Origin of the sequence: Bdellovibrio sp. KM01 (assembly GCF_013752535.1) — a bacterium.
GTDB lineage: Bacteria > Bdellovibrionota > Bdellovibrionia > Bdellovibrionales > Bdellovibrionaceae > Bdellovibrio.
Genome location: NZ_CP058348.1, coordinates 2,769,783 through 2,780,992, shown reverse-complemented (window position 1 = coordinate 2,780,992; position 11,210 = coordinate 2,769,783). Strand labels below are relative to the sequence as shown.

Annotated in this window: 9 protein-coding genes; 6 read left to right on the top strand and 3 right to left on the bottom strand. The window is 44.6% G+C overall.

Translation table 11 applies throughout. From position 1 onward, the window contains the following. The first annotated feature begins 45 nt into the window (after nt 1–45). A complete protein-coding gene (locus HW988_RS13515) occupies nt 46–969 on the top strand; it encodes a hypothetical protein (RefSeq protein ID WP_181604758.1) in 924 nt (307 codons plus the stop codon). A 169-nt stretch (nt 970–1,138) separates the two neighbouring features. Here the strand turns inward: HW988_RS13515 and HW988_RS13510 are convergent, their stop codons facing one another. After that, on the bottom strand, nt 1,139–1,780 hold the full coding sequence (locus HW988_RS13510) for an NAD(P)H-dependent oxidoreductase (RefSeq protein ID WP_181604757.1): 642 nt from the start codon (nt 1,778–1,780) through the stop codon (nt 1,139–1,141). Nucleotides 1,781–1,960: 180 nt separating this feature from the next. On the opposite strand from HW988_RS13510, the gene HW988_RS13505 reads away from it, so the two are divergent. The 5 genes from HW988_RS13505 to HW988_RS13485 all read left to right on the top strand — a co-directional run bounded on the left by HW988_RS13505 (nt 1,961) and on the right by HW988_RS13485 (nt 7,796). Further along, entirely contained in the window at nt 1,961–2,368 is a 408-nt protein-coding gene (locus HW988_RS13505) for an Rrf2 family transcriptional regulator (RefSeq protein ID WP_181604756.1), read from the top strand. Between the two features lie 6 nt (nt 2,369–2,374). Continuing rightward, on the top strand, nt 2,375–2,569 hold the full coding sequence (locus HW988_RS19255; protein ID WP_220128741.1) for a DUF5522 domain-containing protein: 195 nt from the start codon (nt 2,375–2,377) through the stop codon (nt 2,567–2,569). 304 nt (nt 2,570–2,873) lie between these two features. Further along, nucleotides 2,874–4,514 (top strand): microtubule-binding protein, encoded by a 1,641-nt coding sequence (locus tag HW988_RS13495; RefSeq protein WP_181604755.1) that lies wholly within the window; start codon nt 2,874–2,876, stop codon nt 4,512–4,514. A gap of 12 nt (nt 4,515–4,526) precedes the next feature. Continuing rightward, complete coding sequence (locus HW988_RS13490; RefSeq protein ID WP_246845661.1) at nt 4,527–5,432, top strand: hypothetical protein; 906 nt, start codon at nt 4,527–4,529, stop codon at nt 5,430–5,432. A 39-nt stretch (nt 5,433–5,471) separates the two neighbouring features. Continuing rightward, on the top strand, nt 5,472–7,796 hold the full coding sequence (locus tag HW988_RS13485; protein ID WP_181604754.1) for an FHA domain-containing protein: 2,325 nt from the start codon (nt 5,472–5,474) through the stop codon (nt 7,794–7,796). A gap of 114 nt (nt 7,797–7,910) precedes the next feature. Here HW988_RS13485 and aspT read toward each other — a convergent pair whose 3' ends face one another. Both aspT and HW988_RS13475 read right to left on the bottom strand, forming a co-directional pair. Next, nucleotides 7,911–9,611, bottom strand: coding sequence for an aspartate-alanine antiporter (gene aspT, locus HW988_RS13480; protein ID WP_181604753.1), 1,701 nt, complete (start codon nt 9,609–9,611; stop codon nt 7,911–7,913). 66 nt (nt 9,612–9,677) lie between these two features. Continuing rightward, on the bottom strand, nt 9,678–11,150 hold the full coding sequence (locus tag HW988_RS13475; protein WP_255490018.1) for a methyl-accepting chemotaxis protein: 1,473 nt from the start codon (nt 11,148–11,150) through the stop codon (nt 9,678–9,680). Nucleotides 11,151–11,210: the final 60 nt, after the last annotated feature.

Here is an 11,210-nt window from a genome sequence, read left to right as displayed (position 1 = left end):
AATCGCTTTTAGCCTGGAGGGCTTCTTGCTTCTTAGGTTCCCGATATGAAAACTTCGATCACCCTCTGCAAAATTCTTTTGGCCTCTTTGGTATTTCTGACGGTCAGTCAGGCTCATGCCGTTAAGTACATGTGCACTCATGTCTTTGAAGCCAAGTACGACAGTGACGCCAACTTAGCTCCGCAGTCTGAAGCCTATGCGAAATTTATCGCTCAACATGTGAATTCTAAAAAGGTTTTGGACGCTATGGCTCGCTATCAAAAGCTTATGGGCTTTGAAACGATTGACCAAAAATCTCAATCCTTGGATTTGGTGAAGGTTCGTTTTGCCAAGCTTACTCCGGAACAAAAGCGCGAAATGATGGAGCTGGTGTTCGAGAACTATAACGATGTAAAGCTTTTGAAGTATTCAAAAGACGGCCCCGTGAAGTTCTTTAAACGCCATTTGGATGTGATGGTGTCTGAATACTCCAATGTGCGTACGTGGTTTAAATACATGATGGTTGAGCGTCAGGCCCCACTTGAGAAAACCTTCGACCTTTATTTTAAGCACATCTCTGAATTAACAGATTCTCCGATCGCCATCGAAGGTGCGGATGTGTTGCTAACAGCCATGCGTTTGCAGGAAAAATTCCTGGTGCAAGGAAAAGGTCAGGCACCGATCGTTCTGTACGGCAGTTTCGTGAATGGTAAAGCTTATGAAAAAACCAGCGATCTTGATTTCGCAGTGATGGATGCAAAACTCGAAACTGCTATCCGTGAAACAGATACACTAAAGCTTTTGGAAGAGTTCCGCTTTTCCGACGCCCAAGCTCATGTGATTAAACCAAAAGATGCCTTAGGTTTGGGATACTTAAACCCGGTGGTTGTGATCGTTAAAGAAAAATACATCGAAGTTCGTGTCTATGGCAGTGGCCCTGAAAAGGCCCATCAAAAAGGCCAAATCCCTTTCGACGTCTATTACTTCTAAAGTCAGTCATTTCAAAACAGACAAAGCCCCACACGGTGTCCGATTCCGTATGGAGCTTTGCATGTCTTAGGCCCGCTCCCCACGGTTAATAGAGTTCAGGCCCAAAAAAACAAAAATATAAAAAGAAAAAGCTCGGTCCGGAGGAATGGAGCGAGCTTTCGGGAGAGGTCTACTTTACGTATTCAATCAGTGCTTCGTCAGCAAAGCGGACCTTTTTAAGATTTTGAAATGAATCCTCAGAGTGACGGTATCCCAATGTTACGGTGGCTACGGATTTCCATCCGGTGCCCTCGAGTTTCAAGATGCGGTCATAGTCTGAAGCACTGAAGCCTTCCATCGGAGTGGCATCAATTTTCAGAAGGGCTGCAGTTTCCAGTAAAAAACCCATGGCGATATAGGCTTGGCGTTGAGACCAAACTCTGATTTTTTCCTCCGGGGCTTTCACCAGATTATTAATTAACATGTCTTTAAAACCCTGCAGAGACTCCAGGCTCGCACCGCGAACTTCAGCAATGCGTTCCAGGTATTTTTGTACAAAAGCTTCATCCATCACGTCTTTATATAGGAAGACGATTTGATGGCTGGCATCTGTGATCTGCGTTTGTCCCCATGAAACAGGTTTTAACTCTTCACGGATCTTAGGGTTTTCAATTACCAGGAATTTCCAAGGTTGCACTCCATAAGAAGACGGGGCGAGCTTTAAAGATTCCAACAAAGTACTGAAGTCCTTATCAGAAATCTTTTTAGCCGGATCGAACTTTTTAACCGCATAACGCCACTCGAGAGCTTCTTGGATTTGATTATTTGCCATTTCTCGGACTCCTTTTAAATGTAACCGATACAAGCACAATATGAACCTGTTCTCTTTTAATTGCAACAGTAAAACGCACATTTAAACTGATTATTCCTCAAATGATTGAAAATAGGGATGTTTTGGAGGCTAAAAATGCTTCTCGTTGTTTAATTGTGCGCCATAGGCTATAATAGTCCCATGCTTGATCAAAGATTTTCTGTTTCAGTTCATATCATGACGGTTCTTAGCTACCACCAAGGTGAGCTAATGACCTCTGATGTATTAGCATCAAGCATTCGTACAAATCCCACGGTCATTCGTCGTTTGCTCGCAAAACTTGTTGAAGCCGGTTTGGTCGAAAGCTTTAAGGGCAAAGCGGGTGGAGTGCGTTTGAATCAACAGCGCAAAGATATCACTCTTAAAGATATCTATATGGCGGTATCAGGGAAACCTTTGCTGAACACACCAGATAAAGAACCACTTAAGCAATGTGCAGTTTCCTGCGCGATGAAAAAAATCATGTGCGATGTGATGACGGGCCTTGAGAATAATTCGATGTCATATCTTGGCAAAGTCAAACTCGCTGACCTGACTCAAAAAGTTTAATCCTTTGTGAGTGAATCAAAAGAACAACAAGAAATTGACAGACTTCATGAACAGGCTTGTTCAGAGGGAAAACTTTTTTATATCGATCCTAAAACGGGCTATCAAGTCTTCACTGAGCTGAATCACATCAAGCGCGGTCATTGCTGTAACTCCGGTTGCAGACATTGCCCTTACAGAGAGAAAAAGACACATAATAAATAGTGATAAGTGATACACATCAGTGCACTTGTAAAATACAAATCCGCTCCAGAAACTTACACCTGTGAGAAAATGTTTAAGGAAACGCGCATAAACTGTTGAAACGAATGAACTGTTGGCAGTCTCATGTCTCCTAGACTAACGTGAATAAACATTAAACAAATTTTCGAACATTAGTGTCCTAGACTCAGTTGGTGGAATACAAATTGACGTTTTTAACTCAATAAAGGTCGGGATTTCTATAAATGATACACCCACTCGGATTTAGTCCCTGCTAAGCTTTTAGGTGCAGTGGGGTGTGTTTGTTATGTCGTTTAATTATGAAAAACACAAGGGTGGCCATTCTGAGGATAGCTTCTGGACATCGTATTCAGACTTATTCTTAGGACTTAGTACGATCTTTCTACTTCTATATGTGGTAGCAAGTTTAAGAACCGGAACAGACGCTCTTAGAGGACAAATCGAAAATCAAAAGCTTACGATGCAAGTCGAAGAGCTTCAGCATCAACTCAATATGTATGAGTCGGTGAAGAACGACTATTTGGCAAACCAGGCGCCGAAGGACGAAGCGCAGGAATACCAAGAACTGATGGATAAGCTGACGCTTCTTCAAGAGGACGCTAAGTCTGAAAAAGACAAGTTGGTGCAGCAAGCTTTGGAAAACGATAAAAAAGCCAAAGCACTTAATAAGTATCAACAGATGGTTCGTAACGTGATGAATGCCAATAAAATGGCCAAAGCAAAAATCATCAATCGTGATGACCTGATCAAAGATCAAGACGTCACCATCGACGATCAAGAAAATCAAATCACGGATTTGAACAAAGACATCGCACAAAAGAAACAGTTGATTGCTCAGGGTGAGCAGCAAATTGCTGCGACAGAAGACAAATTGCAAAAGCGTGTTGCCGAGTTGAAGTGGGCATACAAAGCCAACAAATTGAACAAAGCAAAATTTGAAAAACAAATGGCGCAGGCAAAGGCTGATGCGAATTCCCACATTGCTCGCTTGAGCAATGCGAACGCTCAATACAATGCTCAGTTACAGCAAGCCAACGCCCAATTGGGTCAAACACAAAGCGATCTTAATAAAACTAAAGGTTTGCTGGCCCAGAAAGAAGGCGAAGCCCGTGGTCTTCAAGGTCAGTTGGGTGAAGCCAAGGGCCAATTGGGTGCTGCTCAAAACGAACTTCAAAATACCAAAGGTGCATTGGCGCAAACAAGTGGACAGTTGGCGGCAGCTCAAGGAGAGCTTGGTCAAGCCAAAGGCCAATTGGGGCATCTTCAAGGGCAAGTGGGTAACCTGAAAGGTGAGCTTGGAAACTTGAAGGGCAAACTTGGCGAAACAGAAGGTCAGTTAGCACAAGCACGTGCAGAAATTGAGGCGCGAAAATCCGTAGCTAACGAAATCAGTAAAGGATTCGCCAAGGCGGGTATCAAAGCTGAAATCGATGGTCAAACTGGTGACGTCGTTTTGGATTTCGGTCAACAATACTTCGATAATGACTCTGATAGATTGAAGCGTGAGATGAAAGGTGTGATCGAAAAAGCCATGCCTATTTATTCACGTTCATTGTTCGGTAATCCGAAAATCTCAGACAAAGTATCTGCGGTCGAGATCGTGGGGTTCGCGTCGCCGACTTATCAAGGTCGTTTCATCGATCCTAAAAGTAATAATCCGGCAGACAAAGAAGCATTGAAATATAATATGGATCTATCGTACCGTCGTGCGAAGTCGATCTTTAACTATATGTTGGATGATCAGAACGTGAAGTTCGATCACCAAAAGCAGTTGATGTCGCTAATGAAGGTCTCAGGACGAAGCTTCCTGGAAGTCATGAAGGTTCAGAACCGTGGCGTTGCTACGGCAGCTGAATTCTGTAAGCAAAATGACTGTAAAAAAGCTCAGCGGGTTATCATCCGCTTCTCAATGGATCAAAAGAAATAAAAGGGGTGGGACGTGAATAAGGCTGCTATAGCTCAATATTTTATCCTGGGGCTGCCATATGCGATGGCCGCGGTATTCGTACTGGGATTGTTTTTCCGTTCGGTGATTTACTTTACGGTGCGCCGACATGAATGGTTTGCCATTGAATTTGAAAAACGCGTGAATCGTTATATGCACGCGGAAGTTCCAGGCAAAGTTAAAGATGTTTCTTTCTATGTGCTTTCAAAACGCATGTTGGAAAGAACTTATTATGAAATTTTTGAAGTACGTGATCGTATGAAACGCCGCAAGCCAGATTCAGTGATGGCTATCAGCGATCGTATTTTCTTGATCCGCCAAGGTTGTGCCTGGTTGGTGAAAGATATTTTGAAGCAATTGAAGTTTTTGAAGTGGACTGAAGAGACGCCAAAGTTGATTAATATCACTAAAGCGACTTTCCAGCATAATCCATGTTTCAACCGAATTTTTGGTATCTTACCAATGTCCAGTACCAATGACCTCATCAGCTTGCTTCCGGGTCTTTTTGTTATCGGTGGTATCCTCGGGACTTTCATCGGGATTGCCGGTGGTCTTCAGGAGCTGGGTACGATGAATATGCAGGACCTTGAGGGAACTAAAAACATCATGGACCGCTTCCTACATGAGATTTCCTTCGCAATGGGAACTTCTATTGCAGGTATCGTGTTCTCGTTGGCATCTCATATCTCAAATACGATGTTCAACCCAGACCGTTCATATGTTTCGATGGTAGATCGCTTCGAAAGTGCCCTTGATCAATTGTGGTATCGTGCCGATAACAATAATTATCCGGATCACGAAAAACCATTTGATGAACACCGAGATGCTGTTGAGGCTTTGGCTGAAGATGCTCTAAACAACGAGATCAACAAAGCACCATCAGTCGCGCGGGGGGCTTAGTCCTAAGAAAAAGGGGACTCAGCCAGGAGCTAGGCGAGTTTGACAAAGTTTACGGTAACCATCCACAGGAAGGATCAAGCAATCACCAAAGAGGTGATGAAGGATTCCTTTACCATTGGTAGATCCTTGGATTGTGACCTGTCCTTAAACGACACCCACGTCAGCCGTGTGCATCTTGTCGTCAGTCGCCGTTGGAATCAAATCTTTATCGAAGATAAGAACTCCTCCAACGGCACTTTCTTAAATGGAAATAAAATGGTTCAGGGTACGCCCGTTAATATCACCAGCAGCGATAAGCTGCAGCTGGGGCGCTCTGAATTCATTCTTGTATTTGATCTTGAAACCGATGAAGTTGCGGCCCCTATGCCCGAACTGGAGCCTGAACCAGAACCGGTTCCGGTACCAGATGTTCCAGTGGCACGTAAACAAGAGGCCAACCCTTTAACGCCGTCTTTGTCTGTACCTAAGATTCCAAAAAAATTGGATTACGAAGAAAAGACGGGTCACGAAGATACAATCGCCATGCCGGCTCCCAATCAGGCACCTTTCCAAGCGGAGAAAATTCTCCACGATGCCAAACGTGCAGCGGCACAAATCGTTTTGGAAGGGGAGAAGCAGGCTGAAAAGCGCACTCAGGCGATCTATCAAAAAGCCCGTGATGCCCAAGCGCAAGCTGAAATCTTTCACCAAACTCGTATCGCAGAAGCTCATAAAGAAGCCGACGCAATCTTGGCTGACTATCAACGTCAGGGTCATCAGCTTTTGCATGATGCCCGTAATATGGCGCAAGAACTTCGTGAAGAAGTTGACGTGTATGTGCAATCTCTTCGTCAAAAGGCAAAAGCTGATGTCGAAGATATAATCTCCGAAGCTACCTTGGCTGCGGAAAAAATGAAGACCGAAGCTTTGGAACAAGCTCGTCAAACGGCGCAGAATGAAAATGCGGCGACGATCAAAGAAGCCAAAGACGAAGCCGTTCGCATCATCGAGTTTGCCCGTATGCAAGCGCAGCAAACCCATGAGCAACTGGTCTCAGTTAAAGAAGACCTTTTAAAAAATTCCAGCGCCCTCGCGGTGATCAAAGACGATCTGGAGACAGCCCGTACTGCTTTGGCGAAAACGCTGGCAGATACCACAGAACTTAAACAGACTTCTGAGGCTGAATACGAACGCAGAAAACAGGCGGCAGAGGCAGAATACCTTTCCCGTAAGGAAGCGGCTGAACGTGAATTCACCGAGTTGCGTGAAAAATCAACGGCTGAGCTGCGTAAACTTGAAGAAAATATCGATATCGACCGTCAGACTTTGGATTCTTTGAAATCCTCGATCGATGATCACACAAAACGCAGTGCCGCGACGGAAGAAGCACTTAAGAAACTTCAGCAAAAACAGGCGAACCTGCAAATTGAAATTTCCGACGTGGAAAACAAAAAGAATCACCTGTTCAAAGAATTCGATGCTCAGAAGATTTTTCTGAATGAAAAATTAGAAAAAGAAAAATCCCAAATGGCTCGCAGCGAAGAGGAGCGTTTGGAAGAAATGCGTCTGGAAATGTCCCAACGCCTGGCTAAGATGGAACAGGATCTTGTTGAAGACGTCATGAACAAAAAGGCCAGCATGATCCGCGACATCCATATTGCCGTGGAAAAAGAAGTCGTTCAGCTCGTGGAAGTGAACGAATGGAATAAGATTAAACAAAAAGTCCAAGAGCAAATCCAGGAAGCCGTGGAAGGCCGTGTGTCTTCGATTTCCCAAAGCTCGGCGACTCAGGCAAAACCTGCCGATATCGTTAAAAAACGTAAGAACGAAAAAGTCCGTTGGGCTTCGATGGGTCTGGCGGCCGGTATCGTGATCGTTTTTGCCGGTGAGATCGCTTTGGACCGTGTTCGCAAAGATTCAAATCCAATGGGCACTCGCGCCCAACAGGAAGCTGCAGCTCGCGCCGCAGATTTAGAGCGCCGTCGTTTCAATCCTCCGCAAGTGGACGAGATGAAGGATTCCTATACGGATGCAGTGATTTACACGCGTAATTTTACGGCGACGTATGGGGATAATGAATTCCAGCAGAAGTTCTACAAAGCGGCTTCCCAGTACTTGCTAAAAACATGGCGTATTGATGAAGACAAATCCCTTCAGGTCCTGGCGGCGGCCAATGCCACAGTGAAGGAGCTTCAAGAACGTCGAAATAAAATCCATCCAGACTTTATCAAAGACGGAATTGATAAAATGCGCGCCTTTGAAAAAGAAAACGTCACTCGTATGAAAGATATCTTGGGATCAGAAGTTCGTTTGGAATCATTCAAACGCTTCGAAAAGAACTTTTATAAAGAGCAATACGATCTTCGCGCGATGGCGCAACAGTAATCCTATTTAAAATTTATGGTCTGTCTCGGACAGGCGATCGTTCACGGATACCTGGCAGAGCATTCCGGCCAATATGGTAACTTCCGGTAAAGTTTCTAATTGTCCATTTGAATCTTATTGCCACAATCTGGAAACGGCCACAATTATAGGTCCCCATAAGGTTAAGAGGATATTGCCGATTGCATAGGGAAGAGTGAATGAAAGTGCTAAGATCTTGCTTTCAGAGGCATCTTGAAGGGCATTAAGCGAAGGCATCGCTGTTTGAGCTCCGCCTAAAGATGCCAGTGTCAAAGCCGGATTCTGTTTAAGTATAAAATGACCCACTAGAAAGCCCAGAATCGGGCCGGCAAGGGTGCTGATTGCCCCTGCGAATAAAATTTTTGCAACCATCACGATGCCCCCAGCTTTGATAGCATCGACGGCATTGGGACCTGCTTTTAATCCCACGACCGCAATAAAAACAATGAGGCCGATGTCGATCAAAAGTTTCTGTGCGGGTTCAGGAATACGCCCCACCTTCGGGAAGCGCCTTTGTGCCCAACCGGCAATTAAACCGACAACCAGAATCGAACCACTTGAACCCAGTCCCAGTGGAATGTCGCCGACATGAAAAGATAAAAGTCCCAGCACTGTGCCCAAGCATACGCAGAAAGCCAAGAAAGCTAAATCGGATTTATGAGGATCTGATTCAGCAAAGCCGATGATTTTGGTCGCACGATCCAAATTTTCTGTGGAGCCCATCAGATATAAGATGTCTCCGTGACGCAATTCCAGTTTTGGAAGCAGAGGCATTTCAGTTGGACCGCGCTGAATTTTTTTAAGGAAGAGTCCACGACCTTGTTTGGCGACTTCAGAAAGTGTTTTGCCGACGATTTCTTTGTTTGCGACAAAAATTTTTCGTTCAGAATGATCAACGGAAAGCATTTCGTTGCTGTCAATTTCGGAACCGATTTTTTCAATTCCTTGAATGAACCCAGGGCGCCACCCAGCAATGGTAATGATGTCTCCCAGATTCAAAATCAATTCAGGTGTGACGGTCTGCAGATTTCCTTCGCGTTGAACTTTCTCAATAAAAATTCGGTTGGCGACAAACTGGGTTTCGATGTCTTTCACGGATTTTCCAATAAAGTCCTTCGACGTCACCACATAGGCTCGCAGGGTTTCTTTATTGGCAATCTTAAAGAAACTTTCGCTTTCGTCAGAGCTGTCTTTGCGCATGGCCTCTTCAAGATCAGCACTTTCTTTTTTTAGATCGATTTTAAAAATAGCGGGCAGGATCACCACCAATAACAGAATCAAACCAATATCACCAAATACGTATGTCATAGCATCGGCAATAGGGACATTTGAGGAAAGACGATCTTTTTCTGAAGGTCCGATATTCAACTCATGAATCGCACTGATCCCGGTCCCCAATGCTGCGGACTGAGTTAAACTTCCAGAAAGAAGTCCGGCAGAGGTTCCCGTATCAAAGCGCATCGCCCACGCACAGCCAATGACGGCAAAAAGGCCGCCAATATTGACGGTGACAGAGATAATAATTTGCGGCAGGGCTGATTTTTTAAGACTGGAAAAAAATTGCGGCCCCACGGAGTAGCCGATCGCAAATAAAAATAGATCAAAGAATGCCCAACGAACCACCTCAGGAATATCGGGGACGTAGGCCACGCCCACGACAAGTCCCGTGAGCAGAGTTCCGACGACGGAACCCAAAGAAAAATGACCAATTTTAATTCTACCGATTAAATGCCCAATGAACATCGAAAAGAAGATCGTAATCTCCGGATGCTCATGGATTAGCTGTGGTATGTCCATAGCTAAATTCTAGTTAGTTCGTAGGGGACTGGCCAAACTCGCGAGGTAGGGCTGTCGAAAAGCAACCTAAGCTGCTTTCTGACTTTCGGCCCTACGACCTAGGACGATGATGTTTAAATGGGCCACGTCATTTTCCACGTCTGTGGCTTGGTTTTGAATCTCCGTCGAGGTGCTGGCAATTTGTTCTGCGGATGCCGCATTGTTTTGGGATGATTGATCCAGATCAGACATCGCCTTATTGATTTGTTGCAAACCAGTTGCTTGTTGAGAACTGGCCTCGGCAATTTCGTTGTTGATGTCGGAAACCTTTTTAACTGAATTTACGATCTCGCTCAGAACCACTCCAGATTTATCTGCGATCTGGGTTCCTGAATCGATTTTATCAACGCTTTCTTTGATCAGATTAGAAATTTCTTTCGCAGCAGAAGCGGATCTTTGAGCTAAACCCCGAACAGCGTCAGCGACGACAGCAAAACCTTTTCCTTGTTCTCCGGCGCGCGCGGCTTCAACTGCAGCATTTAATGCCAAAAGATTTGTCTGGAAGGCGATATCGTCAATAACAGTTGTAATTTCCTCGATGCGTTTTGAGGATTGCGAGATGTCCTTCATCGATGTGATCAGAAGTTGCACTTCCTTTTCGCCACGCTCGGCAGATTGATACGACATTTGGGAAAGTTGTGCTGCCTCTCGGGCATTGTTTGAGTTCATCTGAACCATGGAGTTCATTTCCTCAAGGGAGGCAACCGTTTCTTCCAAAGATGCCGCTGCTGAAGTTGCTGAATGAGACAACGTCGAGCCTGCTTTTGATAGTTGCTCGATGGATTCGCGAACTTGTTGGCCGGTTTTGGTTAGATCCGTTGAAACAGACGAAACTTGTTTAACGATATACTCTGACATCAAGAAGGTGATCATAAAAAGAACAAGAGTGGAAACAATTGAAGTCCAGATATTTGCGCTTTTTAGATCCGCATAGTTCGCAGTGGTTTTAGCACTTTGCTCATGTCCGTAGTTGTTATAATAGGCCACGACTTTATCGCAATATGTGGCAAACTGATTTCCGATCTCCAAAAAGCGATGATCCATGTCATAGGTGGCGACGGCTAAGGATTCGGGCGTACCTTTTTTGATGTTTTCAGAAATCTTTTTGAAAAGCTCATCGTATTCATGAAGCACGGTCTGAATTTTTGGGTATTCTTCTTTTTCAAAACCCACCATGGGAACTTTGGCGTAAGCCGCGAAGCTTTTCATCACTATGTCGTTTTCTGTAGAGGCTTTTTCGACACTCGCTAGGCGAGCTGTTTCATCTTGTGCATGAACGATGGCTGACCAAAACCATTGGCGGGAGGCGTTTCGTGCTTTGCGAACTTCGGCCATGCTTTCCAGCGTGGGTAAAACATTTTTAGTAAGTTCAGAAATTGAAGAACTCATTCGTTCTGCGCGATTTAAACTTAAATAAGCCTGAACGACAGAACCTAAAACGGGAAGGATCGCCAGAAAAAGCAATTTGCCACGGATACCAGACCAAAACTTTCTAAACATGGTGACTCCTAATGTGAGGAACTCATCGGTTTGGAGTGTGAAAGAATGAATAAATATGAC